The following is a 25,801-nucleotide window of genomic DNA, read 5'->3' on the forward strand; positions in this document are numbered from 1 at the left end:
AGACACTATGAGTCGTGCAACTTGCACGTCAACGCACGACGCGTCACGGGGAGCCCTTGATCCACAAAGGAGCAGGTCGGGCGGCTGAACTGGTATTGGAAGCCTTGCTGGAAACGGCGATTCGCTCTTGGACAAGGGCTGCGTCTTCCGGATGAGTGGCGCGTTTTCCGGCCAGGCGTGCCATTTTTTCCCGAGAATTCCAAGCGGGACGGCGCTGATCAGTATTCCGCCACCGAACAGCGCCGTGGCGACAATCACTAAAGCGTTTCAAGAACGGCGGAAACGATCGAGAACGGCGATAGCGGCCAGCAGGGCCAGGAGGAATCCGGTGAACCAGAGCATCGCCGTCGTGGCCGGAACTGATCGCGTCGCGATGCCCAGGCCGAGCACCGGGCCGACCAGTCCGAGATAGGCGATCAGGAACAGCCCGGCCAGGGTCTCGCCGCGCTGGTGGGCCGCGGCCATCGCGGCGGTCGCCCCGACGGCCGACTTGAACACCACGCCCGAGCCGGCGCCGGCCACCGCTCCGCCGGCCAGGAACAGCCCGAGCGAGGTGAACTGGGTGGCCGCCGCGACGGTCACCAGGCCGGTGGCCAGGGTGAGCAGGCCCGCGCCGAGGCTCCGGCGGAAGACCGACTGGGCGGCGGCGCCGGCCGCGAAGACCAGGAACGTCACGGCGCCGGCCAGCAGCCGGCTCGGGTGGTGCAGCGAACCGGCCACGAAACCGGGGGCGAGCGAGGTGAACAGGCCGAAGACGGCGAACGCGGCGAACGCGGCGGTGGCCGGGACGAGGTTGGCGCCGGTCACCCGGATGCGTTGCGGCCGGTAGGGCGGCCGCACGGCCGGCGCGCTCACCGTCTCGGGCGCGACGGCGACGGCGGCGACGCCGAGCAGGAGCAGGACCAGGAAGACGAGGTACGGCGTACGCAACGGGGCCGGGGCGAACTGGGCCAGGGCGCCCGCGACCAGGGTGCCGGCGCCGAGCCCGCCCAGGTTGGCCGCGGCTGAGACGATCTCGAACCGGGTGCGACCGGCGGTGGGGCGGTGCGCGGTGTGCAGCTCGAGCAGGTACGCGGTGGCGGTCGCGGTGATCAGGCCGACCCCGAGGCCGGTCAGGAACCGGGCCACGATCAGCCCGGGCAGCGCCGGCCAGAACAGGAAGAGCAGCGCGGCGACGATCTCGAAGCCGAGCGCGGGCAGCAGGAGCCGCCGGCGGCCGGCCCAGTCGGAGACGTGCCCGGCGAGCAGCAGGCTGACGACCACGCCGACCGCGTAGACGGCGAAGACGATCGTCACGGTGAACGAGGAGAAGCCGTCCTGCCGCTGGTAGAGCGGGTAGAGCGGGGCGGGCACGGTGGAGAACGCCAGCGACACCGCGAACACCGCGGCGATCAGCCAGAAGGCGACGCCGTGCCGGGCGGAGCCGGTCTCTTCGGCGGGGCGGGGACGGGTGAGCACTGTCATGCGATCAGCGTGCGCCGACACGAGCATCTCGTCCAACGATGATTAATGCTCGCAGCTATCGCCATCTGAGATGATCGGGACATGGAACTTCGGCACTTCGAGTACTTCGTGGCCGTCGCCGAGGAGCGCAGCTTCACCCGCGCGGCGGCCCGGCTGCACGTCGTCCAGTCCGGCGTCTCGTCCGTGATCAAAGCACTGGAGCGCGATCTCGGCGCCGAACTGCTGGAACGTAACTCCAAGCGGGTGACGCTGACCGACGCGGGGGAGGCCCTGCTGCCCCGGGCCCGGGCCGCGCTGGACGCCGCGCAGGCCGCCCGGGACGCGGTCGCCGAGGTGCGCGGCGGGCTGCGCGGCACGCTGCGGCTGGGCACGCTCACCTCGGTCGGCCTGATCGACGTGCCGGCTCTGCTCGGCTCGTTCCACCGCACCCATCCCGGGGTGATGCTGCAGCTCACCGTGTCGCCGCGGGGCTCGGTCGGGCTGCTCGACGCGCTCGCCGACGGCTCTCTCGACCTGGCCCTGGTGTCGGTGCCGGGGCGGCCGCCGGCCGGCATCACGGTGCGGCAGGTGATCTGGCGCCGGCTCGACCTGGTGCTGCCCGAGGGGCACCGGCTGACCGACGCGGACGAGATCACCATCGCCGACCTCGCCGACGAGCGGTTCGTCGACTTCCCGGAGGGTTACGGCAACCGGGCGGTGGTGGACCGGGCGTTCGCGGCGGCCGGGGTCCGGCGGCGGGTCGGCATCGAGGTGATCGACATCGGGAGCGGCGCCAACTTCGTACGGGAAGGGCTCGGTATTGCTGTTCTGCCGCCGTTCGCCGTACCGGATCGGCGGGGTCTGATCGTGAAGAGCGTGACCGGCGCCGACCTGGACTGGCCGCTCGGCGTCGGGGTGTCCGCGCTGCGTGCGCCGAGCGCGGCAGCGCGAGCACTTCTCGCCCTGATCGGCGAAACGGCCGCATGATGCGCCTTCGTCCGTAATCCTCGAAGGTGTGACGCAGGAGAATCGGCAGGTTGAGTCGATCATGGCGTTCCGGCGGTTCGCGCTGGCCGTCTGCCTGATCGGCGTGCTCGTGCAGCTCGGGCTGACCGCGTATTACCTGGCCATGGGGCACAAGGCGCAGCCGCACCACTTGCCGGTCGGCCTGGTGTCGCCGGCCGCCAAGCGCACCGCGGTGGTGAGCCTGCTCTCCGAGAACGAGTACTTCAAGGTCACCGACTACGCCACCGCCGACGACCTGGTCATCGCGATCAAGCGGCGGGACGTCTACGGCGGCGTCGACATCACCAACAGCAAGCCGCATCTCTACGTGGCGAGCGCCGGCGGCACCGCGGCCGCCGCCCTGCTGAAGAGCACCTACACCAGCGTCGTGCAGCAGCAGACCGCGAACGCCCTCGCCGAGTACTCCAAGGCCGGCGACACGATGAAGGTCAGCGAGGCCGCCGACCTCAACACGCCGCCGACGGTCACCGACGTGGTGCCGCTGCCCGGCGACGACGTCAACGGCGTCTCGCTCGGCTTCCTCACCCAGGCCCTCGCGCTCGGCGGCACGATCGCCTCGATGGGCCTCGGCCGGCTGATCCCGCGGGCCCGCCGCTCCTGGCGGCGCGGCATCGCGCACGTGTCCATCCTGATCCTCTACGCGGTCGGCTCGGCCGCCGTCATCCTCTGGTCGATGACCTGGTTCGGGGTGGGGGAGACCGCCGACCGGGGCGAGATGCTCGGCATCTTCTCGCTGATCTCGCTGGCCATCACCGCGTCCACGGCCGGCGCGGTCGCCCTGTTCGGCCCGGCCGGCGCGCTGATCGGCGCGATGTATTTCACGCTCGGCACGGTGATCTCCGGCGCCAGCATCCTGCCCGAGTTCCTGCCGTCCTTCGGCCGGCATCTGGGCGAGAACCTGCCGACCGGCGCCGGCGTGCAGGCGGTCCGCGACGATCTCTACTTCCCGGCCGCCGAGATCCGCCAGCACCTGATCGTCCTCGGTCTTTACGCCGGCATCGGCGCCCTGGTCGTGCTGATCACCAACATGCTGCCGAACCGCAAGAACCGCACCTCCGAGGTCGAGCTGGACTTCGTCGAGCGGCTCGAGGGCGGCGAGCGGCGCGAACCGGTCGAGCTGGAAGCCTCAGCCCCCAGCGGTCACTGACCGATCGGAGCGGCATGTCCGCCGCCATCCGCACCTCGGTCATCGTCCCGCTGCGCTTTCCCGACGGCTTCTCCGCCACCGCCCAGGTGACCACGTTCACCGGCCTGGCCGACGGCAAGGAGCACCTGGCGCTGGCATTCGGCCCGATGACGGAGACGCCGCTGGTGCGGCTGCACTCCGAGTGCCTCACCGGGGACGTCTTCGGATCGCAGCGCTGCGACTGCGGGCCGCAGCTGCGCGAGGCGGCCGAGCGGATCTCGCAGACCGGCGGCTACCTGCTCTACCTGCGCCAGGAGGGGCGGGGGATCGGGCTCTACCAGAAGCTCGACGCGTACGCGCTGCAGGACGCCGGCCTGGACACCTACGCCGCGAATCGGGCGCTGGGGCATCTCGACGACGAACGGGACTACACCGCCGCGGCCCAGATGCTTACCGTGCTCGGCGCCACCTCGGTCGACCTGCTGACCAACAACCCCGACAAACCGCACCAATTGCGTACGCATGGGATCACGATCCGAGAGGTGATTCCGACGCACGTGTACGCCTCCGCGGCAAACGTCCGTTATCTGGAAGCCAAGGTGGAGCACACCCGGCACACGATCACGCTGCCGCTCGCGGGCTGATTTCGTTCTTCCGGCTCAGAAATCTGCGGTCGCGCCGAACGGAACTTCGTGGGAATCGAGGGAGTGAACTCGCGGATCGCGAGCATCCAGAGCCGGATCATCGCCCTGCAGACGCAGAAGACGGAGCCCACCACGACGCCGGGCCAGCAGACCACGCCGGCCGGTGGCGCGGGCGGGGGCGACTTCGCCAGCTATCTGTCCCAGGCGGTCTCGCAGACGCCGGGCTCCGGGCGCACGTACTCGCTGGACGCCAAGGGCATCCCGACCGAGCTGACCGCGTACGGCAACGGCAAGATCCCGGCGACCGCGCTCGAGCAGGTCGGCGACACCCGGCACAAGTTGTGGGCGCCGGCCGCGGAGAAGCTGACCCAGATGATCGCGGACGCCAAGAAGGACGGCGTCACCATCGGCATCACCGACTCGTACCGCCCGTACGCCGAGCAGGTCGATCTGGCCAAGCGCAAAGGTCTCTACTCCCAGGGCGGGCTGGCGGCCAAGCCCGGCACCAGCGAACACGGCTGGGGCATGGCCACCGACCTCGACCTGAACAGCAAGGCGCTGTCCTGGGTGCGGCAGAACGCCGACAAGTACGGCTTCTACAACACCGCGTCCCGGGAGAGCTGGCACTGGGGCTTCAAGCCCGAGAAGGTGCCGGGGCTGGTCACTTCGTAGCTTCTTTGGTGGCCACCACCTCGGCGTGCAGGAGGGAGAGCCAGCCGTCCGGGTCGGCGGCCCACGTGCGCCAGCCGTCGGAGATGCGTTGCAGGTCGTCCTGGGTGGCGGCGCCGGTGCGCAACGCCGTCGCCGCCATGTCCGACTTCAGCACCCGGTCGGCCCACAGGCCGCCCCACCAGTCCCGGTCCTCCTGGTCGGCGAAGCACCACGTGCTCGACGTCGCGGTGATGTCGGTGAAACCGGCCGCCCGGCTCCACGCCAGCAACCGTCGGCCCGCGTCCGGCTCGCCGCCGTTGCCGCGCGCCACCCGCTCGTAGAGATCGAGCCATTCCGACAATTCCGGCAGTTGCGGCCACCAGGTGAACGCCGCGTAGTCGCTGTCGCGCACCGCCACGATGCCGCCCGGCTTGGTGACCCGGCGCATCTCGCGCAGCGCGGCCACCGGATCGGTCACGTGCTGCAGCACCTGGTGGGCGTGCACCACGTCGAACGTGTCGTCGGCGAAGTCGAGGGCGTGCACGTCGCCGACCGCGAAGTCGACGTTGGTCAGCCCGCGCCGGCCGATCTCGGCGCGCGCCAGGTCGAGCGCCGCCGCGGTGACCTCCAGGGCGGTGACCCGGCCCGGTGTGACGATGGTCGCCAGGTCGGCCGTGATGGTGCCGGGGCCGCAGCCGACGTCGAGCACCGAAACTCCGGAATTCAGCCGCGGCAACAGGTAGCCCGCCGAATTCTCTGCGGTGCGCCAGCGGTGTGAGCGCAAGACCGACTCGTGATGTCCGTGCGTGTAGGTCGCCATGCCTTCGAAGCTAGCCCCGCCGTCTTGCTATTTGGAACAAAAATCTCACTATTTGGTACGCCGTAGATTAGTCGATTTCTTCGCGGGCTGGTGAGGCCGTACTTTTATCGGCATGAGGATCGGCATCGTCGGCGCGACGGGACAGGTCGGTGGCGTCATGCGCCGCATCCTGGCCGAGCGCGCGTTCCCCGTCAGCGAGCTTCGGCTCTTCGCGTCCGCCCGCAGCGCGGGCCGCACTCTCCCGTGGGGCGATGGCGAGGTGACCGTCGAGGACGCGGCGACCGCGGACTTCAGCGGTCTCGACATCGCACTCTTCTCGGCCGGCAAGGGCAGCTCCAAGGAGCTCGCGCCGCGCGTCGCTTCCGCCGGAGCGGTCGTGATCGACAACTCGTCGGCCTGGCGGATGGACCCGGACGTCCCGCTCGTGGTCAGCGAGGTCAACCCGCTCGCCGCGCGCAACCGTCCCAAGGGCATCATCGCCAACCCCAACTGCACCACCATGGCCGCGATGCCGGTGCTGCGCCCGCTGCACGACGAGGCCGGCCTCGTCGCCCTGGTCGCCACCACCTATCAGGCCGTCTCCGGCGCCGGGCTGGCCGGCGTGAGCGAGCTCGACGAGCAGATCAAGAAGGTCGCCGACCGGGCCACCGAGCTGACCCACGACGGCGCGGCCGTCGAGTTCCCGGCGCCCCGCTCGTTCAGCAAGCCGATCGCCTTCAACGTGCTGCCGCTGGCCGGCTCGATCGTCGACGACGGCCGCGACGAGACCGACGAGGAGCAGAAGCTCCGCAACGAGAGCCGCAAAATTCTCGATCTCCCCGGCCTGCTCGTCTCCGGCACCTGCGTGCGGGTCCCGGTCTTCACCGGCCACTCGCTGCAACTCAACGCGCGCTTCGCCCGGCCGATCACCCCGGCCCGCGCCCGCGAGCTGCTCGGCTCGGCGCCCGGCGTCGAACTGTCCGACGTGCCGACCCCGCTCGAGGCGGCCGGCCGCGACCCGTCCTTCGTCGGCCGGATCCGTGCCGACGAGACGGTGGAGAACGGACTCGCGCTCTTCGTCTCCAACGACAACCTGCGCAAGGGTGCGGCGCTCAACGCCGTCCAGGTGGCCGAGTTGATCGCCGCCGAGCTCCGCTGACCGCCGCCCAGCGGTACTGATCTGCGTCACATCGACCGCCCCGACCGAGTCTCGGCCGGGGCGGTCGTCGTTCCCAATGGCGTACGAAACGTGAAGTCCAAAGTGGAAATCTAGGACTTTTTGCCCGAATCGGTGGCGGATGGTCGGTTTGAGGTGCAGAGTGATTGCATGAACGACAGTGGGCCCGGCGGAGGCGGCTACTTCTGGTGCCTTCGCGACAGCCGTGTCGAGACCGGCGACGACGTGTGTCCCGCCCAATATCGACTCGGCCCCTACGCCACGGCTGACGAAGCGACGCGGGCACTCGAAACCGTCGAGAAGCGCAATGCCGAGTGGGATGCCGAGGATGCCCGCTGGACCGGGGAGGAAAGCTAACACCGGCTTTGTGACCCCCTGTGTCCAAGCCGGATTTTCGAGGTCTCCATGCGGAGACGAGCCCGCAGTCATTCGCAAGGAGGAACACCCAGATGGCCGCTGCCAAAAAGGCTCCGACCAGAGCTTCAGCTTCCGGCAAGCCCGCGCGGGCAACTGCCGGCGGAACGAAGAAGGTCGCGGCTGCGACCGCACGGACCGCCAAGACCGCGACGGCGCGCACGACGACCACGACCCGGCCGTCCGTGCCCAAGCCCACCACCCCGAACCGGACGACGGCGAAGTCGGCCGCCTCCACCCAGTCCGAAATTTCGCGAAAAAGTGTGACGACGGCGGGTGTGAAGGCCGGTCTGGCCGGTAAGTCCCGGACCGCGGCGAAGAGCATCACGCGGCCGGCGACCACCGCCAAGACGTCTATCGCCCGGACGGGCGCCGCGGGTACGGCCACTGCCAAAGCAACTGCCGCCGGCAAAGCGACCGTCGCGCGCGTGGCTGCCAGCAAGGCGACCGCCGTCGGCAAGGCAACGGCTGCCGGTAAGGCGACCGTCGCGCCGACGGCTGCCCGCAAAGCAACTGCCGCCGGCAAGGCAACGGCTGCCGGCAAGGCAACGGCTGCCGGCAAGGCAACGGCTGCCGGTAAGGCAACCGTCGCGCGGACGGCTGCCGGCATGGCGACCGTCACCCGGGCCGGGGCGGCCGGGCCGGCGCCGAAACCCGCGCGCCCTGCCAAGCCCACCACGGCGAAGCCCGCCACCTCAAAGCCGGCCGCCTCGGCGTCGCGCACCGGTGTGGCCCGGACGGCCAAAACGACCACGCCCCGGGGCACGGCGGCGAGCGGCCGCGGCACGGGCGTGAAGAGCACGCGGACGGCCGGGGTCAAGACGGCAGCCGCGGGTCGGACCGCGGCCGGTAAGAGCCGGCCGGTCACGCCGCGGCGCACCGCGGCGGCGATGAGCCCGATGCCGGGGATGACCACGGCGACGATTCCGGAGCCCACGCCCGCGGCCGACATGGACGACGACATGCCGCTGGCTGCGGCTTCGCCGGCCGGGGCCGCCAAGCCGGGCGCCGGGCGCAAGACGGCGCCGCGGCGCGGCCGCGAGTTCACCATGCCGTCGGTCCTCGGGGCGATCAGCGGGATGCCGGTGATGACGCCGGAGCAGGGTTTGAAGGGCGCCGGCAAGTCGGCGTCGCGGGCCACGACGGCCACCCGCAAGGCCGCCACCGCAGCCAAGGCGACCGGGCCGCGCACCGCGGCCGCCACCAAGGCCGCCGGCGCGGCGGCCCGGACGGCTGCGGCGGCGACCAAGGCCGCCGGCACGGCGGCCCGGACGGCTGGGGCTGCTACCAAGGCCGCCGGCACGGCGGTGCGGACGGCGACGACGACCGCGGCCGCAACCAGGGCAGCCGGTCCGGCGGTGCGGACCGCGAAGACGGCTGCGGCGGGCACGGCGATTCGGGCGGCGAAGACGGCTGCGGCGGCTCGCACGACGGGCAAGAAGACGGCGGTCGCGAAGGCGACGACCGCGGCGACACGGGCGGCCGGCACGGCGCCCGCCACGAAGACCACGGCGAAGAAGGCCCCCGCCACCAAGGCGGCCGGCCGGAGCATGGCCAAGACGGTCGCCAAGAAGGCGCCCGCCAAGACGACGGCCGGCACCACGGCGGCCAGGACGACCGGGAGGTCGACGGTGGCGAAGACGGCGAGCCGGGCGGCGAAGGCCAGCGCCACGGCGGCTACCACGGCGGCGAAGGCGCGCGCGGCGGCGAGTTCGGCCGAGTCCAAGATCGCGTCGGCGAACCGGAGCGCCGCGAAGGCGGCGGCCGGGCGATCGGCCACGGCGTCGGCGAACCGGGCGGCGGCGAAGTCGGCCGGTTCGGCCACGTCGAAGACCGCCGCGGCGAACCGGGCGGCGGCGAAGTCGGCCTCCGGTTCGGCCAACTCGCGGACTGCCGCGGCGAACCGGGCTGCGGCCAAGTCGGCCGGCGGCACGACGGTGTCGAAGACGGCGGCGGCGAACCGGGCCGCGGCCAAGTCGGCGGCGCCGTCGGCGTCCAAGCTGGCGGCGGCGAACCGGGCGGCGGCGAAGTCGGCCGGCAACGGCAAGCTGGCGGCGGCCAACCGGAGCGCGGCGAAGTCGGCCGCGAGCCGGGCCGCCACCGAGGCGGCCGCGAAGATCACCGCGCCGAAGGCGACCAAGCGGGCGGCGACCAAGGCCACCACGACGGCGGCGAAGGCCACCGCGGTGAAGGCCACCGCCACGAAGGCCGCCAAGACGACGGCCGTGAAGACGGCCGCCGCGAAGACGGCGCCGGTCCGGAAGGGCACGGCCGCCACGACGGCGGTCGCCAAGAAGGCCACGGCGACCAGGACGGCCGCGCCCAAGAAGGCCACTGCGGTCAAGTCGGCGGCGGCGAAGGCCACGGTGGCCGGTTCGATGGCGGCCAAGGCGGCCAACACCGCGACCCGGGCGGCCAAGACCACCGCGCGGGCCAAGGCGACCAACGTCGGCAAGTCGGCGGCGACGGCCAAGAACTCGGCCACCAACGCCGCCAAGGTCGCGAAGGCCGCCACGGCCGCCGCGGCCCGTAAGGCCGCCGCCGGGAACACCCCGGCCGCACCGGCCCGCAAGGCTGCCGGCCGGAAGGTCGCGGCGAAGCGCGCCTGACAACCGAGTAGTTCCCCGATGGCCGCACCGTCCGGTGCGGCCATCGGTGTGTCCGGGGCTGGTAGTAATGGGGCGTGCCGATCAAAAGGGTGTGGGCGCCGCAGATCGACTTCTCGGTGCTGCGGCGGGAGCTGCGGCTGCCGGGCGAGTTCCCGGCGGAGGCGATCGCCGAGGCCGAGGCCGCGGCCGGGCGGATGCCGCCGGGGGCCGACCGGACCGACGTGCCGTTCGTGACGATCGACCCGGCCTCGTCGCGCGACCTCGATCAGGCGATGCACCTGGAGCGGCGGAGCGCCGGCGGCTACCGGGTGCGGTACGCGATCGCCGACGTGGCCTCGTTCGTCCGCCCGGAGGGGCCGCTCGAGGCCGAGACCTGGGTGCGGGGCCAGACGATCTATCTGCCGGACGGGCGGATCCCGCTGCACCCGGAGGTGCTCAGCGAGGGCGCGGTCAGCCTGCTGCCGGAGGTGGAGCGCGCGGCCGTGCTGTGGACCATCGACCTCGACGCGGACGGCGGGTTCGCCGGCATCGCGCTGGAGCGGGCGCGGGTCCGCAGCCGGGCCAAACTGGACTACGAGGGCGTGCAGCGGCAGGTCGACGCGGGCAACGCGCCGGAACCCCTCGCGCTGCTGCCGGAGCTGGGCGCGCTGCTGGCCCGGCGGGCCGCCGACCGGGGCGCGGTCAACCTGCCGCTGCCCGAGCAGGAGGTCGAGCGGGAGAGGGACGGCTGGCAGCTGGTGCTGCGGGCGCCGCTCGCCGTCGAGGAGCACAACGCGCAGATCTCCCTGCTCACCGGCATGGCCGCGGCCGAGGTGATGCTGCGCGGCGGGGTGGGCCTGCTGCGCACCATGCCGGCGGCCAAACCGGAGGCGGTGGCCAAGCTGCGTGCCGCCGCCGGTTCGCTCGGGGTGCCCTGGCCGGACGGGGCGTCGGTGGGTGCGGTCGTGGCGGCGGTGGATCCGGGCACGCCGCGCGGCGCCGCCTTCCTCGACCAGGCCGCCGAGTTGCTGCGCGGCGCGGCCTACACGCCGTTCGACGGGCCGCCGCCGGCCGAGACCGGGCACGGCGGCGTGGGCGCGCCCTACGCGCACGTGACGGCCCCGCTGCGGCGGCTGGCCGACCGCTACGCGACCGAGGTCTGCCTGGCCCTGGTGGCGGGCGGTGACGTGCCGGCATGGGCGCGGGCGGCGCTGCCCCGGCTGCCCAAGGCGATGGGGGACAGCGACCGGTTGTCCGGCGCGGCGGCCCGGGGCGCGATCGACCTGGCCGAGGCGGTGCTGCTGAGCGGGCGGGTGGGAGAGACATTCGAGGCGGGTGTGGTGGATCGCGACGATCCGGGCCGCAACCGGCCGCCGGGCGGCACGGTGGCTCTCGACGAGCCGGCCGTGCGCGCCCGTTGCCTCGGTGACCTGCCGCTGGGTGAGCGCATCCGGGCCCGGCTCACGGTCGCCGACCCGGCGACCCGCAAGGTCGAGTTCGAACACGCCGACTGAGAGCGCTCAGATCGCCGTACTCAATCGGGATTCAGGTCTTTGGTCGTCAGGCTTGTGATCTTCAGGAGATGCAGGCGCAGATGATGAGAGCGGCGCCGAAATGGCTGGCGGCCGAGACCATGGCGCCGCCGTGGCGTTCCGGGGTGCAGATGACTTCGCCGAGTTTGCCGGGAGTCATCCAGTCGAGCACCAGGAATGCCAGGCCCATGATGATGATGCCGATGAGGCCGAAGATGACCGTCGAGGCCACGCCCCGGCCGAACGAGTCGTAGCTGGTGAAGATCGCCGTGAAGACGATCAGGGCGATGCCCAGCTGGTTCGCGGCCAGCAGCAGTGAGGCGTTGGGATTGCGCTCGGCCCAGATCAGATCCCGGAGCTTGCCCGGAGTCAGCAGATCGATCAGGACATATCCGACGGCCATCAGGCCGATACCCACGAGTCCGAAAACGATGCTGCGGCCAGCACCCTCGAGCAGATCTTGCAGCACGGTCTCTCCTTTACCGACGTCAGGAGAGACCGTACTGGAACAGATCTAGGACGTTACAGAGCGCCCAGATAACGTTGCCGCTCGTAGGGCGTTACCTCGCGCCGGTATTGCTCCCATTCGGCCTGCTTGTTACGCAGGAAGAAGTCGAAGACGTGCTCGCCGAGGACCTCGGCGACCAGTTCCGACTTGCTCATCACGTCGATCGCCTCGGACAGGTTTTCCGGCAGCGCCTCGTAGCCCATCGCCTTGCGCTCGGCCGGCGACATCGACCAGACGTCGTCCTCGGCGCCCGGGGGCAACTCGTACCCCTCCTCGATGCCCTTCAGGCCGGCGCCGAGCATGACGGCGAAGGCGAGGTAGGGGTTGGTCGCCGAGTCGATCGAGCGAACCTCGACGCGGGCCGAGTTGGGCTTGCCGAACGCCGGCACCCGGACCAGGGCGCTGCGGTTGAGGTGGCCCCAGCTGACGAACGCCGGCGACTCGGTGATCGCGTTGGGCAGTTGGAGCGGGAACAGCCGCTTGTACGAGTTGACCCACTGGTTGGTGACCGCGGTGTATTCCCGGGCGTGCACCAGCAGACCGGCGATGAACGCGCGGGCCGTCTTGGACAGCTTCTGCGGGTCGTCGTTGTCGTAGAACGCGTTGCGCTCGCCCTCGAACAGCGACAGGTGGGTGTGCATGCCGCTGCCGGGCTGGTCGGTGTACGGCTTCGGCATGAACGTCGCGCGCACCCCCTGGGAGAGCGCCACCTCCTTGACCACGTGCCGGAACGTCATGATGTTGTCGGCCGTGCTCAGCGCGTCGGCGTACCGCAGGTCGATCTCCTGCTGGCCGGGGGCGACCTCGTGGTGGCTGAACTCGACCGAGATGCCGATCCGCTCGAGGGCGAGCACCGCCTGGCGGCGGAAGTCGCGGGCCACCGAGTGGGTGGTGTGGTCGAAGTAACCGCCCGTGTCGACCGGGATCGGCAGCGAGCCGTCGAGCGGGCCGTCCTGGATCAGGAAGAACTCGATCTCGGGGTGGGTGTAGAAGGTGAAGCCCTTCTCGGCCGCCTTCGCCAGGGAGCGGCGCAGCACGTGGCGTGGGTCGGCCCAGGCGGCGCTGCCGTCGGGCAGCAGGATGTCGCAGAACATCCGCGCGCTCTCGCCGGAGACGCCGCCCTCGAACGGGAAGACCTGGAACGTCGTGGGGTCGGGCATGGCGACCATGTCCGACTCGTAGACCCGGGCGAAGCCCTCGATCGCCGAGCCGTCGATGCCCATGCCCTCCTCGAAGGCGGACTCGAGCTCGGCCGGCGCCACCGAGACGCTCTTCAGCGTGCCCAGCACATCGGTGAACCAGAGCCGGACAAAACGGATGTCGCGCTCCTCGAGAGTGCGAAGCACGAACTCCTGCTGTCGGTCCACGTTCACTCCTGGTAGTGGGGCCTTGACGAGCCAGTCTTGCTCGGGCTCATTACGGCGAGATTACGCTGAGCGGGGGCTACCGCGGGGTGCCGGGGTCGGTCTCTGGGGAAGAATAAGCGGCATGCCCACGCTTCGGATCGCCCTGGCTCAGGTGAACTCGACGGTCGGCGACATCGCCGGCAACGCGGCCGCGGTGCGCCGCTGGTCGCGGGAGGCCGCCGACGCGGGGGCACAACTGGTCGCGTTCCCGGAGATGATGCTGACCGGCTATCCGATCGAGGACCTGGTTTTCCGGGACTCATTCGTCGCGGCGTCGCAGGCTGCTCTTTTAAATCTGGCGGCAGACCTTGCCGCCGACGGACTCGGCGATCTGGCGGTCGTGGTGGGTTACGTGGACGCCGACGGCTCCGCCGCGACCAGCGCGGAGCATGCCCACGGGCGGGGCCGGCGGGACGCCTCGGCGCTGCTGTTCGGCGGCCGGGTCGCGGCCCGCTACTTCAAGCACCACCTGCCCAACTACGGCGTCTTCGACGAGGACCGGTACTTCGAACCGGGCCACGAGCTGACCGTGGTGCGGGTCGGCGGGGTGGACGTCGCGCTCACCGTCTGCGAGGACATCTGGCAGGCCGGCGGGCCGTTCACCGCCGCCCGGCGGGCCGGAGCGGGGCTCGTCCTCAACATCAACGCCTCGCCCTACGAGCTGAACAAGGACGACGTGCGGCTGCCGCTGGTCATGCGGCGGGCGGCCGAGGCCGGGGCGGCGGTGGCCTACGTGAACGCGGTCGGCGCCCAGGACGAGCTGGTCTTCGACGGCGATTCGATGATCGTGACGGCGCACGGCGAGCTGCTCACCCGGGCCGGGCAGTTCACCGAGGAGCTGTTGATCCACGACCTGTCGTTGCCGGCCGCGGACGCCTCCCCGAACAAAGCGGAGAAAACGGACGCCGCGCCGTTGCCGATCGTCGAGCAGTGGATCGCCGACGACATGGAGATCGCCCGGATCGTCCTGGACGCCGAGCCGCACCCGAGCCGGCGCGACAAACGGGACGGCGGGGTGGCGGCCCGCATCGTCGACGAGGAAGAGGTGTGGTCGGCCCTGGTCCTCGGCCTGCGCGACTACGTCAACAAAAATGGCTTCAGATCGGTCATTCTCGGCCTTTCCGGGGGCATCGACTCCGCCGTCGTGGCGGCCATCGCGGTCGACGCGCTGGGTCCTGAGCGGGTCTTCGGGGTGTCGATGCCGAGCGGCTACTCCTCGGGTCACTCCCGCGACGACGCGGCCGAGTTCGCCGAGCGGACCGGCATCGACTACCGCACCGAGGCGATCCAGCCGATGGTCGACGGGTTCCTGGCCAACATGGCGCTCTCCGGCCTGGCGGTGGAAAACCTGCAGGCCCGGGTGCGCGGCGTCATCCTGATGGCGCTGTCGAACCAGGAGGGCCACCTCGTGCTCACCACCGGCAACAAGAGTGAGCTCGCGGTCGGTTACTCCACGCTCTACGGCGACTCGGTGGGCGGCTTCAACCCGCTCAAGGACGTGCCCAAGACCATGGTGTGGCAGCTGGCCCGCTGGCGGAACACCCAGCCCGGCACGCCCATCCCGGAGAACTCGATCACCAAGGCGCCGAGCGCCGAGCTGCGGCCCGATCAGAAGGACTCCGATTCGCTGCCCGACTACGCCGTGCTTGATCCGATCATCAAGGGGTATGTCGACGATGACCTGGGCCGCGACGCGCTGATCGAGGCGGGCAACGACCCGGAGCTGGTCGACCGGGTGCTGCGGCTGGTCGACCTGGCCGAATACAAGCGCCGCCAGTCGGCCCCAGGGCCCAAGATCTCCGGCAAAGCATTCGGTCGCGACCGTCGGCTCCCTATTACCAACAGGTTTCGGGAAGGTTTGTGAGAACGTCCACTGACCCCTGACCTCCGACCCGGCAACGGTGCGACCATTGCCGGACCCGGGGACCGCAGCCGAGCGGCCTCGAGGGAAAAGGAGAAGGACGATGCAGGAGATTCCCACCCTGTACGGCGGTCCGGCCACCCGGCGGGTTCGCACCCGCGACCTCATCGCCGCGAAGTCCCGTGGCGACCGCTGGCCGATGCTGACCTCCTACGATCAATACACCGCGTCGATCTTCGACCAGAACGGCGTACCGGTCCTGCTGGTCGGCGACTCCGCCGCCAACAACGTGTTCGGTCACGAGACCACCCTGCCGATCACCGTCGACGAGCTGCTCCCGCTGGTCCGCGCGGTCGTCCGGGCCACCACGACGGCCCTTGTTGTCGCGGACCTGCCGTTCGGCAGCTACGAGGAGGGCCCCACCCAGGCCCTGCGCACCGCCGTCCGGTTCATGAAGGAGGGCGGCGCGCACGCGGTGAAACTCGAGGGCGGCCGCCGGGTGGCCCCGCAGATCGAGGCGCTCACCGGCGCCGGGATCCCGGTCATGGCCCACATCGGCTTCACCCCGCAGAGCGAGCACACGCTGGGCGGATACCGCGTCCAGGGCCGCGAGAACGAGGGCGCCGAGGTGCTCGCGGACGCCCGGGCGGTCGCCGAGGCGGGCGCGTTCGCGGTGGTCCTGGAGATGGTTCCGGGCGAGGTCGCCAAGACGGTCACCAAGGAGCTGCCGATCCCCACGGTGGGCATCGGCGCCGGCCCCGACACCGACGCGCAGGTGCTGGTCTGGCAGGACATGGCGGGCATGCGCACCGGCAAGATGCCGCGCTTCGTCAAGCAGTACGCAGATCTTGCGGGCGCGCTGGGCGACGCCACGCGCCAATTCGCCGCCGAGGTCCGTGGCGGCGAATTCCCCACTTCAGAACACACTTTTTAGTACGGATTACCGCCCGGTCCCGTTTCGACGGGCCCGGGCGGTGCCCGGTCACCCTCCCGGCCGCCGCTATCCGGGCGGGCCCGGTGGCCCGGCCGGGTGTGGTCCCCGATCCGGCCCACCGTCCGGCTTCTTCACGGCCAGCCGAAGGTCGACGAACGGGATCGTGTCGCCCGGCAGGACGTAGCGCTCGATCTCCACGAAGCCGTGATGCCGGGCGAAGATCAGCCCGTCGGCGTTGGCGGCCAGCACCACCGTGTCGATCTCGTCGGCGCCCATCTCGCGAGCCGTGGCCAGGGCGTGCTGATAGAGCCGGTGGCCGTGGCCCCGGCGGCGGAACTCCGGCAGGATCCGGGCGATCACGGTGGCTGCCGCCGGGTTGCCGGCCGGCGGGCGCACCGTCGAGCAGCCCACCGCGGTGGCCCCCAGGTAGGCGACCACCAGGCGGTTGCGGCCGGCCCGCTCGCGCACGTCGGCCGCCGACAGCGGTGCGGTCGGGATGATCAGGTTGTGGATCCGCCGCCAGTCGGCCGGCAGTGCCGCGGGGCCGTCCGGTGCGGCCGCCTCGAAGCGCAGCTCACTCATGGGCGGTACGGCCGAAGTCGCTGATCGAGGTGCCGCCGCTGCGGCGTACCTCGGGCAGGTCCTCGATGATCGCGGTGGCGACCAGAATGACCACCACGGCCGCCAGTTGCGCGATCGCCCGTAGGTGGCCCAGCGGGATCACGGCCAGCACGATCGCGGCCGCGGCCAGGCGGTGGTAGACGCCGCGCAGGCGCAGCAGGGCCAGGAACGCGGCATGCCCGAGCAGGTAGATCGCGACGCCGCCGCTCAGCGCCACGGCCTGCGCCCAGTGCAGGGCCTCGAACGCGTGCCCGACGGTCGTCTTGATGCCGACCGCGGTGACCACGATGCCGAGCAGGATCGGGTAGTGGGCGTAACCCCACGCACTCAGCGCCATCCGGGCCCGGCGCGCCGGTTCGGTGATGGCGGCCAGCGCGTGCGCGGCCCGGGCGTCGTCGCCGGAGAAATAGAACCACCACAGGTAATAGGCCACCGTCAGGGCCAGCACCGCGGTCAGGATCGCGCCGCCGCCCAGGTGCATGCCGTGGAAACCGGCGCCGATCGACAGGATCGACTCACCGATCGCGATGATCACGACCAGGCCGTGGCGCTCGGCGAAGTGGCCGGCCGCGATGTTGTGCATCTCGGCCCGGTGCAGGTAACCCCCGGCGATCTGCAGGATCGGGGCGAGCACCCACAGCAGGTGCCGCCACGGCTCGTCGACCAGGCTGCCGCCCAGCACCAGCAGGGCGGCCAGGATGTTGAGCGGGGTGAGGATCTTCATCGCGTCGACGGCGCCCGGGCCGGCGGTGCGGAACAGCGCCGAGTGCACCACGTTGACGACGAGGTAGCTGACGCCGAACAGCCAGCCGTACTCACCGAAGGCCTCCGGGACGGCCAGCGCCATGACCAGGAAGCCGGCCATGCCGGTGAGCAGCAGCGTGCGCCGGGTCGTCGAGTTGGGCGCGACCGCGTTGGTGAGCCAGGCATATCCCGAGTACATCCACCAGACCACGGCCAGGATCAGCAGCACGTTGCCGAGGGTGCCGAGGCTGAGATCCTCGGCGAGGGTCTCGGACAGCTGGGTGATGGTGAACACGAAGACGAGGTCGAAGAACAATTCCAGGGTCGACACCCGGACGGCGGGCGTGGGCGCGGACATGTGCGGCAGCTTACGAAACTGTCGTACCCCCGGCCTAGCTTGTTTTCGTGAACCGGACCGATCGTCTCTACGCCCTCGTCGAGGAGCTCCGCGCGGTCGCGCCGCGGCCGCGCAGCGCGAGCTGGCTGGCCGGCCGCTTCGAGGTGAGCGTGCGCACCGTCGAGCGCGACATCTCGGCGCTGCAGCAGTCCGGCACCCCGGTCTACGCCGAGCCCGGCCGCACCGGTGGTTACTGCCTCGACAAGTCACACACGCTGCCGCCGGTCAACTTCACGCCGAGCGAGGCGGTGGCGATGGCGGTGGCGCTGCACGGGCTCGCCGGCTCGCCGTTCCACGCGGCCGCGGCCACCGCCCTGCGCAAGCTGGTCGCCGCCATGCGCGCCGACGACGCGGCCCGCGCCCGGCAGTTGGCCGAGCGGGTGCGCCTGGTCGGCCGCCCGGCGGCGGCCGAGATGCCGCGCCTGCTGGCCGACGCGCTGTCGGTGCGCCGCGTGCTGCGCATCCGTTATGCCGACAAGACCGGCGTGGATTCGGTGCGCGAGATCGAGCCGCTCGCGTTCGTCGGCATGCCGGCGTATTGGTATCTGGTGGCCTTCTGCCGGCTGCGCCGGTCGGTGCGCGTGTTCCGCACCGACCGGATCGCCTCCGTCGCGGTGACCGCCGAGGAGCCGCCACCCCGCGAGCTGCGGCCGGGCGACCTGGACGTGCCGGGCGACGCGATGAGCGAGCTCAGCCTGGCTTAGCCGTCAGTGATCGGCGGGGGTGTAAACGCCGATGTGGTTGCCGGAGGGGTCGCTCAGGTGGGCGAAGACCAGCCCGCCGCCACCGTCGCGCGGCTCCACCAGGATCTTGCCGCCGGCCGCCTCGGCCTTGCGGCAGGTCTCCGCGGTGTCGGCCACGTGCACGAAGAAGATGGCGTGGTTGCCCGGCCCGCCGTCCCTGGTCTGGGCGAGACCGCCGCCGGGGCGACCGGCGTCGGGCGTGCTGACCAGGCGATAGCCGGGCGAGTCGTCGTCGTTGCCGAAGCTCCAGCCGAAGACGTCGCCGTAGAACCGCTCGGCCACGGCGGGCTCGTCGGTGCCGATCTGGAACCAGTCGACCTGGTTGACTGCGGACATCGGGTCACTCCCTTGACGTTCGAGGTCTGATGGGCTCCACCATCCTGGGCGCCCGCGACAGCCTCCTGTCGGTGTTTCCACACTCAATTTGGTGTCCTAATTTCGGGGTGCCCCGACGCAGGGAACTGCCCGCGGAGCGAAGCGACGCCAGAAGCAGAGCAGGGACTAGCCTCGGGAGCGTGGGAACTGCACTTGTCATCGAGAACGACCCGTCCGACGACCTGCGCCGGCTGGGGGACTGGCTGACCGAGGCCGGCCTGGAGCTGACCGTGCTGCGGCCGCACGCGGGTGACGCGCTGCCCGAGACGCTCGACGACTACCTCGCCCTGATCGTGCTGGGCGGCGACCAGAGCGCCTTCTCGGCCGCCGACGGCAGGCCCGGCGCGCCCTGGTTCCCGGAGCTGGAAGGGCTGCTGCGCAAGGCGGTCCGCAACCGGGTGCCGACCCTCGCGATCTGCCTCGGCGCCCAGTTGCTCGCGCAGGCGCACGGCGGCCTGGTCGAGCGCAGCACCTCCGGGCCGGAGATCGGGCCGGGGCTGGTCGGCAAGCGGGACTCCGCCGACACCGACCCGCTGTTCAAGTGGGTGACGCTGCTGCCCGACGTGATCCAGTGGCACCGCGACGAGATCACCGAGCTGCCGCTGAAGGCGGTGCTGCTCGCCGCGTCGAGCCGCTACCCCCATCAGGCGTTCCGGCTCGGCGACCGGGCGTGGGCGCTGCAGTTCCACATCGAGTGCGATATCGAGATGATCGAGGCGTGGGCGGCGAGCGACGCGGCCGTCCTCGACGAGCTCGGTTACGACGCCGACGCGGTGGTCTGGGCGGTGGCCGAGGTGCTGGCCGACCTCGAGGAGGTCTGGCAGCCGTTCGCGATCCGGTTCGCCTCGCTCGCGCTGGGCACGCTGCCCGACGCCGACATACCCAACCCGGGCACCGGCCGCACCCTGCCACTGCTGGGGCAGTGACGTGACCCGGCCCAGCCGCCTCGCCCGGTACGGCTTCGCCGACAACGGGACCCGCGCCGCCGACCTGCTCGGTCCGGCCGGTCTGCGGCTGTGGGACGTGCAGGCGCAGGCGCCGGCCGGCACCGACGCGGCCGAGCTGATCCACTCGCTGTCCCGGGCCGCCGACCCCAACCTGGCGCTGCGCCAGTTGCACCGGCTGGTCGACGCGGCCGCCCGCGCCGCGGTCCGGGCGGGTGGCGGGCCGGCCACCGGGCCGGGCGGGGAGATCAGCCCGAACGAGGCGACCGATGCGCTCTTCGAGGCGCTCTACCGCGACCACGGGCTGCGCCGGCGGCTCGTCGCGGTGCTGGGCGCGTCGTCGGCCCTCGGCGATCACCTGGTGGCCAACCCGGACGACTGGAAGGTGCTGGCCACCGGCAAGACCGGGCTACCGCCGAGCGCCGAGGGACACCTGGAGGCGGACGGCGAGCCGACCGTGCCGGGGCTGCGGCACGCGTACCGGATGTCGCTGCTGCGCATCGCGGCGGCCGACCTCACCGGCGGGCGGGGGCTGGAACCGACGATGGCGGCGCTGTCGCGCCTGGCCGACGAGACGCTTTCCGCGGCGTACGAAATAGCGGTCGCCGCCCTCCCGGAAAGCGTGAGCGAACCGCGTCTTGCCGTTGTCGCCATGGGCAAATGCGGCGGCAACGAGCTGAACTACGTCTCCGACGTGGATGTCATCTTCGTCGCCGCCGGCGACGAGGACCTGAGCGCCGGCACCACCGTGGCCGCCCGGCTGATCGAGATCTGCGGGCAGGTGGCCTGGCCGGTCGACGCGGCGCTGCGCCCCGAGGGCAGTCGCGGCCCGCTGGTCCGCACTCTCGCCAGCCACCAGGCCTACTACCGCCGCTGGGCGCGCACCTGGGAGTTCCAGGCGTTGATCAAGGCACGCCCGGCGGCCGGCGACCTGCCCCTCGCGCGGGAGTGGATCGACGACCTGGCGCCGCTGGTGTGGCACGCAGCCGAGCGGCCGGAGGCGGTCGCCGACGTCCGCGACATGCGTCGCAAGATCATCGAGAACACCCCGGCGAACCAGCTGGACCGGGAGATCAAGCGGGGGCCGGGCGGCCTGCGCGACATCGAGTTCGCGGTGCAGCTGCTCCAGCTCGTGCACGGCCGGGTGGACGAGTCGCTGCGCGACGGCGGGACCCTGCCGGCGCTGCGCGCCCTGGTCGCCGGCGGCTACGTGGGCCGGGAGGACGGCGAGACGCTGCTGCGCGGCTACCGCTTCCTGCGCGGCATCGAGCACCGGCTGCAACTGCAGAATCTGCGGCGTACGCACACCGTGCCCGACGATCCGGCCGGGGTGCGCTGGCTCGCCGCCGCGCTCGGCTACACCGCGCTGCCCGGCCGGGACGCGGTCGAGGCGTTCCGCTCCGACTGGGTCGGGCACGCCGCACAGGTCCGCCGCCTGCACGTGAAGCTGCTCTACCGCCCGCTGCTGGAGGCGGTGGCCCGGGTGCCGGCCGAGGCGCTGCGGATGACGTCCGCCTCGGCGGCCAAGCGTCTGACGATCCTCGGCTTCGCCGAGCCGGACGCTGCGATCCGGCACCTGCAGGCCCTCACCGGCGGGGTGACCCGCACCGCCGCGATCCAGCGGACCCTGCTGCCGATGCTGCTGCAGGAGTTCGCCGACGCCCCCGAGCCCGACCGCGGCCTGCTCAACTACCGGCACGTCTCCGACAAGCTGGGCAGCACGCCGTGGTATTTGCGGCTGCTGCGCGACGGCGGCCCGGTCGCCCGCCGGCTGGCCCGGGTGCTCAGCCTCTCGCGCTACGCGACCGACCTGCTCATCCGCGATCCGGAGGCGCTGCGCCTGCTCGCCAACGACACCGAGCTGCGGCCGCGCAGCCGGGAGTCGCTGATCGACGGATTCGCGGCCGCCGCCGACCGGCACTACGACGACCAGGTCAAGGCCATCGTCGCGGTGCGCGCGCTGCGCCGGCGGGAGCTGTTCCGGCTGGCCTGCGCCGACATCCTCAGCAAGGCCGGCGAGCTGGCGCCGGCCCAGCCGATCGACGTGAACGAGCTCGGCGTCGCGCTCTCCGACGTCACCGACGCCACCATGGGCGCCGCCCTCAAGGTGGCCTGGCAGGCCAAACCCGGGCCGTCCGGGCTGCGCTTCGCGGTCATCGGGATGGGCCGGCTCGGCGGTTACGAGATGAGCTATCCGTCCGACGCCGACGTGCTCTTCGTCTACGACCACGCGCCCGGCACGCCGGACAGTCAGGCCAGCGCGGCCGCGCACGCCGTCGCCGAGGAACTGCGCCGGATGCTCTCCGCGCCGGCGCCGGACCCGCCGCTCGGTGTCGACGCCGACCTGCGCCCCGAGGGCCGGCAGGGGCCGCTGGTCCGCAGCCTCGGCGCCTACCAGCAGTACTACGCCCGCTGGTCGCGGGTGTGGGAGGCGCAGGCGCTGCTGCGGGCCCGGTTCGTGTGCGGCAACGAGGCGCTCGGCCGGGAGTTCGAGAAGCTCGCCGACACCATGCGTTACCCGGCCGGCGGGCTGAGCCGGGAGCAGGTCACCGAGATCCGGCGGATCAAGGCGCGGGTGGAGACCGAGCGGATGCCGCGCGGCGCCGACCCGAACACGCACACCAAGCTGGGCCGGGGCGGGCTGTCCGACGTGGAGTGGGCGGTGCAGTTGCTGCAGCTGCGGCACGCCTACGCGCTGCCCGGCCTGCGCAAGACGCAGACCCTGGACGCGCTGAACTCGGCACTGAAGGCGAAACTGATCGACAAGGTCGACGCGGCCGCGATGGAGGCCGGCTGGACCCTGGCCGCCCAGGTGCGTAACGCGCTGACCCTGGTGCGCGGCCGGCCCACCGACCAACTGCCCCGGCACGGCGTCGAACTGGCCGGCACGGTGCAGCTGCTCGGCGGCGGCGACCCGGGCGAGTTCGTCGACCGCTACCTGCGCCTGACCCGCCGCTCCCGCGCCGCGATGGAACGGGTCATGGATTCCTGATCAGCGCGGCGCCGCACGCGTTCACGAGCTTCTCGTCGTCGGCCACCTGCGACGACGAGAAGCTGTACTCGTCGGTGCCGGCCCGCCGGACCTCCGCCAGCTCGGCCTCGCACAGCGGGGCCAGGGCCGGGACGCCGGCGGCCTGCTCGGCGATCGGAGTGCGGGTCCGCTCGTTGTGGCGCCAGCCCGCGACGAGCGCCGGGGTGACCGCCTCGGCGTCGCCGCCGATCCGCCACACACAGATCGCCGCGTTCACCGAGGTCCAGTGCCGCTTGTCGGGGAATCCCATCATCGACCGGAGATCAGGAAGCAGTTTCTCCGCGGCCGGGCCGATCTCGGCGAGCTCGTTCAGCGCGCTCGGCGCCTCGAGGTGGGCGCCCAGCACCGTGATCGCCTCCGGATCGGACTCCAGCCGCCACAGTGCGCCGGCCGCGGCCACCGCGACCGGCACGTCGGCGCCCCGCAGCCCGGCCCGCAGCGCGTCCATCGCCTCGGCCCCGCCGATCCGGCCGAGAGCGCGGGCGGTCCATCCCTTCAGCGGCGCCGAAAGGATGCGCGGAACCGCCGGCCTGGCCGCGGCGCCGCACACCCCCAGCGCGACCACCATCTGATCCGGCTCGACGTCCGACGCGAGCAGCAGCTCGACGATCCGCTCGGCGTGCTGGGGGAACGCGCGCAGCGACTGGACCGCGTCCGACGGCCGGTCCGGCCCTTCGACGATCGCGGCCAGTGGCGCGAACGCCCGCTCGTCGCCGAGACCGATCAGCGCAGCCAGCGCCGGGGTCAGGCTCGGTGGCCCGGAACGGTGCCGCTGCAGGCCATCGCCGCGGGCGACGCAGGCAGCGAGGGCGTCCGCCGCCGGCGCGCAGAGCGGAACCCAGTGGTGCAGGCCCCGTTCGGCCCACGGGTCCGGGAGGTGGCCGGCGACCAGCTCCACCAGCTCGCGGTAGTCGCCGCGCCACCGTTCGATCAGGTGGCCGGCGCCGAAGATCGCGTCACCCACCACGTCCGGGTGCGGATCGCGCAGCAGCTCGGTGAGGATCGCGATCCGCTCCGGCACCCGCGGCCCGAGCAGCCTGGCGAAGCTGTCGATCGAGCGCGCCACGGCCGGGTTCCGGCGGCCCTGATCAGCCTGCTCCCGCCGGACGCGGACCGCGCCGATCAGAGTGTCCGTCGCGAAGCCGGCCGGGTGGGCGGGTTCGGAGTGCTCGGCGTAGGCGCGCTTCAGCAAACCGGTGATCCCGTCGGTGGGCACCAGTTCCGGGATGATGTGCGCGGCCGCGGTCAGGGCGGCCACCGACACCGACGCGATCGGGGACCGCGCGGCCACGCCGATGAGGTGCTCGGCCACCGCCGGGTCAGCACTGCGCCCAAGTCCTTCGAGCATGGCCTTGCGCACTTCGGGGTCGGTCTCGGTGGCGGCCCGTTCGATCAGCACGCCGATGCCGTCGCGGTGCATCGCCAGCAGCGGAGACACGGCCGCCCGCACCAGTGGATCCGGGTCCGCGACCAGCGCGAGCAACGCGGGCGCGGCTTCCTCGATCAGCCGCAGCGCCGTCCGGGCCGGTTCGGGCCGAACGGCGGTCTCGGTCCAGCCGCAGCTCTCCACCACACTCGCCAGGAACGCCGCGATGCCGTCCCGCCCCGGCCGCCCCGGCGTGCGCAACGCTTCCAGCAGGAACGGCACCGCGGCCGCCGTGGAGTCGTAGATGTCGCCCTGGTGGTGCACGGCGCCGTGCATGGAGTCGAGCGCGACCTCACGCACGGCCGGGTCCGGATCGACCAGCCCGCGCAGCAGGTCCGGCACCTCCCCGGCGCTGCCGTAGGCGTGCCGCATCGCGGCCCAGTCCAGATCGTCCAATCCCGCGAACACGCCCGCACTCTAGACACCGACGCCGGGGTTCGTCGGCCCGATCCGGCGAGCTCAGGTCGGGATGGCCCGCGCGGCGATCTCGGCCGGGGGCACGCCTTCGGCGGACGCCGTGCGCAGCAGGCCGGCCAGGGTTGCGCCGATGGCCTGCACCTCGGCCAGGGCCGCCGCCTCCGGCTGGTGGCGGAGTTCGACGGCGGTGGCGTGGATGATGCCGCCCGCGCTGACCACCGGGTCGGGGGCCCAGGGGATGCCGCGTTCGTGCAGCAGGGTGGCGGTGGCCGGGGCGTCCAGCTGGTTGTTGGCGGGGCCGGCGATCGCGCGGCACCGCAGGCCGGCCGTCGTGGCCGGGGTGAGCAGGCCGCCGAGGGCGGCCGGCACCAGGACGTCCACCTCGGCGCGCAGGCAGCCGGCCGGATCGGTCCAGGCCGCACCGGGGATCAGGGAACGCTTCGACTCGTCGGTGTCGCTCACGATCAGCCGGGCGCCGGCGGACGCCAGCAGGCGGGCGACGTGGCCGCCGACCCGGCCGAGCCCGATTATCGCGAAGCTGTGCCCGGCGAGATCGGGCGAGCCGAAGAGGCTTTCGCAGACGGCGCGGAGGGCCGCGACCGTGCCGATCGCGGTCGCGGGGGAGGAATCGCCGCTGCCGCCGCGCCCCACCGGGCGGCAGAAGACGTGCTCGGTGCGCTCGCCGATGGTGGCCATGTCGTCCGGGCCGGTGCCGACGTCCGGGCCGGTCGCGTAGGCGCCGCCCAACTCGGCGATGGTGGCGCCGGCGTCGTGCAGCGCGGCCCGGCGCAGTTCCGCGCCGACCTGCCCGACCGGGCCGGGCAGGGCGATCACTGTCTTGCCGCCGCCGTTGGGCAGGCCGGCCAGGGCGCATTTGTCGGTCATCGCGGCGGACAGGCGCAGTGCGTCGGTGAGGCCGTCGAGCCAGTTCGGGTAGGGCATGTGCAGTTGAGGCCGATGAGCCGGGACGCAGCTCGGTGATCTACCAGCACGC

General features: G+C 72.0%; 22 protein-coding genes. 13 read left to right on the top strand and 9 right to left on the bottom strand.

Annotated elements, in window-relative coordinates; all coding sequences use genetic code 11:
• Positions 1-267: 267 nt before the first annotated feature.
• Positions 268-1,464 carry an MFS transporter gene (locus AB0E90_RS27200; protein ID WP_360411423.1) on the bottom strand — a complete coding sequence of 399 codons (1,197 nt, stop codon included), beginning with the start codon at positions 1,462-1,464 and terminating at the stop codon, positions 268-270.
• An 81-nt stretch (positions 1,465-1,545) separates the two neighbouring features.
• Between AB0E90_RS27200 and AB0E90_RS27205 the strand changes: the two genes are divergently transcribed.
• The 4 genes from AB0E90_RS27205 to AB0E90_RS27220 are packed head-to-tail and all read left to right on the top strand — an operon-like array spanning position 1,546 to position 4,911.
• Entirely contained in the window at positions 1,546-2,430 is an 885-nt protein-coding gene (locus AB0E90_RS27205) for a LysR family transcriptional regulator (RefSeq protein WP_360411426.1), read from the top strand.
• 28 nt (positions 2,431-2,458) lie between these two features.
• Positions 2,459-3,616 carry a hypothetical protein gene (locus AB0E90_RS27210; protein WP_360411429.1) on the top strand — a complete coding sequence of 386 codons (1,158 nt, stop codon included), beginning with the start codon at positions 2,459-2,461 and terminating at the stop codon, positions 3,614-3,616.
• Positions 3,617-3,630: 14 nt separating this feature from the next.
• Positions 3,631-4,239, top strand: coding sequence for a GTP cyclohydrolase II (gene ribA / locus AB0E90_RS27215; protein WP_360411432.1), 609 nt, complete (start codon positions 3,631-3,633; stop codon positions 4,237-4,239).
• Between the two features lie 48 nt (positions 4,240-4,287).
• Complete coding sequence (locus AB0E90_RS27220) at positions 4,288-4,911, top strand: M15 family metallopeptidase (RefSeq protein WP_360411435.1); 624 nt, start codon at positions 4,288-4,290, stop codon at positions 4,909-4,911.
• Here the strand turns inward: AB0E90_RS27220 and AB0E90_RS27225 are convergent.
• Positions 4,901-5,710 carry a methyltransferase domain-containing protein gene (locus AB0E90_RS27225; protein WP_360411438.1) on the bottom strand — a complete coding sequence of 270 codons (810 nt, stop codon included), beginning with the start codon at positions 5,708-5,710 and terminating at the stop codon, positions 4,901-4,903. The two genes, AB0E90_RS27220 and AB0E90_RS27225, sit on opposite strands and share 11 nt — an antisense overlap.
• Before the next feature lie 112 nt (positions 5,711-5,822).
• Between AB0E90_RS27225 and AB0E90_RS27230 the strand changes: the two genes are divergently transcribed.
• The 4 genes from AB0E90_RS27230 (at position 5,823) to AB0E90_RS27245 (ending at position 11,382) form a co-directional block, all read left to right on the top strand.
• On the top strand, positions 5,823-6,848 hold the full coding sequence (locus AB0E90_RS27230) for an aspartate-semialdehyde dehydrogenase (protein WP_360411441.1): 1,026 nt from the start codon (positions 5,823-5,825) through the stop codon (positions 6,846-6,848).
• Between the two features lie 168 nt (positions 6,849-7,016).
• A complete protein-coding gene (locus AB0E90_RS27235) occupies positions 7,017-7,223 on the top strand; it encodes a hypothetical protein (protein WP_213013274.1) in 207 nt (68 codons plus the stop codon).
• A 92-nt stretch (positions 7,224-7,315) separates the two neighbouring features.
• Complete coding sequence (locus AB0E90_RS27240) at positions 7,316-9,889, top strand: hypothetical protein (RefSeq protein WP_360411445.1); 2,574 nt, start codon at positions 7,316-7,318, stop codon at positions 9,887-9,889.
• Between the two features lie 74 nt (positions 9,890-9,963).
• The gene (locus AB0E90_RS27245; protein ID WP_360411448.1) at positions 9,964-11,382 is read left to right on the top strand and encodes an RNB domain-containing ribonuclease; all 1,419 of its coding nucleotides are present in this window, start codon (positions 9,964-9,966) and stop codon (positions 11,380-11,382) included.
• Positions 11,383-11,443: 61 nt separating this feature from the next.
• Here AB0E90_RS27245 and AB0E90_RS27250 read toward each other — a convergent pair whose 3' ends face one another.
• Complete coding sequence (locus tag AB0E90_RS27250) at positions 11,444-11,869, bottom strand: DUF350 domain-containing protein (protein WP_360411451.1); 426 nt, start codon at positions 11,867-11,869, stop codon at positions 11,444-11,446.
• Positions 11,870-11,922: 53 nt separating this feature from the next.
• A complete protein-coding gene (locus tag AB0E90_RS27255; protein WP_360411454.1) occupies positions 11,923-13,275 on the bottom strand; it encodes a glutamine synthetase family protein in 1,353 nt (450 codons plus the stop codon).
• A gap of 121 nt (positions 13,276-13,396) precedes the next feature.
• On the opposite strand from AB0E90_RS27255, the gene AB0E90_RS27260 reads away from it, so the two are divergent.
• Complete coding sequence (locus AB0E90_RS27260; RefSeq protein WP_360411457.1) at positions 13,397-15,178, top strand: NAD+ synthase; 1,782 nt, start codon at positions 13,397-13,399, stop codon at positions 15,176-15,178.
• 100 nt (positions 15,179-15,278) lie between these two features.
• The gene (panB, locus tag AB0E90_RS27265) at positions 15,279-16,109 is read left to right on the top strand and encodes a 3-methyl-2-oxobutanoate hydroxymethyltransferase (protein ID WP_360411460.1); all 831 of its coding nucleotides are present in this window, start codon (positions 15,279-15,281) and stop codon (positions 16,107-16,109) included.
• A gap of 66 nt (positions 16,110-16,175) precedes the next feature.
• Here the strand turns inward: panB and AB0E90_RS27270 are convergent, their stop codons facing one another.
• Together AB0E90_RS27270 and AB0E90_RS27275 are read right to left on the bottom strand one after the other, a co-directional pair.
• Positions 16,176-16,691: a GNAT family N-acetyltransferase gene (locus tag AB0E90_RS27270; RefSeq protein WP_360411463.1), complete on the bottom strand. Its 516-nt coding sequence runs from the start codon at positions 16,689-16,691 to the stop codon at positions 16,176-16,178.
• Positions 16,684-17,832: a low temperature requirement protein A gene (locus tag AB0E90_RS27275; RefSeq protein WP_360411466.1), complete on the bottom strand. Its 1,149-nt coding sequence runs from the start codon at positions 17,830-17,832 to the stop codon at positions 16,684-16,686. The genes AB0E90_RS27270 and AB0E90_RS27275 overlap by 8 nt, the downstream gene beginning before the upstream one ends.
• A gap of 47 nt (positions 17,833-17,879) precedes the next feature.
• On the opposite strand from AB0E90_RS27275, the gene AB0E90_RS27280 reads away from it, so the two are divergent.
• On the top strand, positions 17,880-18,575 hold the full coding sequence (locus AB0E90_RS27280; protein WP_360411469.1) for a WYL domain-containing protein: 696 nt from the start codon (positions 17,880-17,882) through the stop codon (positions 18,573-18,575).
• Between the two features lie 3 nt (positions 18,576-18,578).
• On the opposite strand, the gene AB0E90_RS27285 is transcribed toward AB0E90_RS27280, so the two are convergent.
• Complete coding sequence (locus tag AB0E90_RS27285) at positions 18,579-18,950, bottom strand: VOC family protein (protein WP_360411472.1); 372 nt, start codon at positions 18,948-18,950, stop codon at positions 18,579-18,581.
• Between the two features lie 179 nt (positions 18,951-19,129).
• Between AB0E90_RS27285 and AB0E90_RS27290 the strand changes: the two genes are divergently transcribed.
• On the top strand, positions 19,130-19,915 hold the full coding sequence (locus AB0E90_RS27290; RefSeq protein WP_360411475.1) for a type 1 glutamine amidotransferase: 786 nt from the start codon (positions 19,130-19,132) through the stop codon (positions 19,913-19,915).
• 1 nt (position 19,916) lies between these two features.
• Entirely contained in the window at positions 19,917-22,925 is a 3,009-nt protein-coding gene (locus AB0E90_RS27295) for a bifunctional [glutamine synthetase] adenylyltransferase/[glutamine synthetase]-adenylyl-L-tyrosine phosphorylase (protein ID WP_360411478.1), read from the top strand.
• On the opposite strand, the gene AB0E90_RS27300 is transcribed toward AB0E90_RS27295, so the two are convergent.
• On the bottom strand, positions 22,912-24,798 hold the full coding sequence (locus AB0E90_RS27300) for a HEAT repeat domain-containing protein (RefSeq protein WP_360411482.1): 1,887 nt from the start codon (positions 24,796-24,798) through the stop codon (positions 22,912-22,914). The genes AB0E90_RS27295 and AB0E90_RS27300 overlap by 14 nt on opposite strands.
• Before the next feature lie 51 nt (positions 24,799-24,849).
• The gene (locus AB0E90_RS27305) at positions 24,850-25,749 is read right to left on the bottom strand and encodes a Glu/Leu/Phe/Val dehydrogenase dimerization domain-containing protein (protein ID WP_360411485.1); all 900 of its coding nucleotides are present in this window, start codon (positions 25,747-25,749) and stop codon (positions 24,850-24,852) included.
• Positions 25,750-25,801: the final 52 nt, after the last annotated feature.

The sequence above is a fragment of the Actinoplanes sp. NPDC026619 genome, assembly GCF_040638295.1.
In the GTDB taxonomy this organism is placed as follows: domain Bacteria; phylum Actinomycetota; class Actinomycetes; order Mycobacteriales; family Micromonosporaceae; genus Actinoplanes.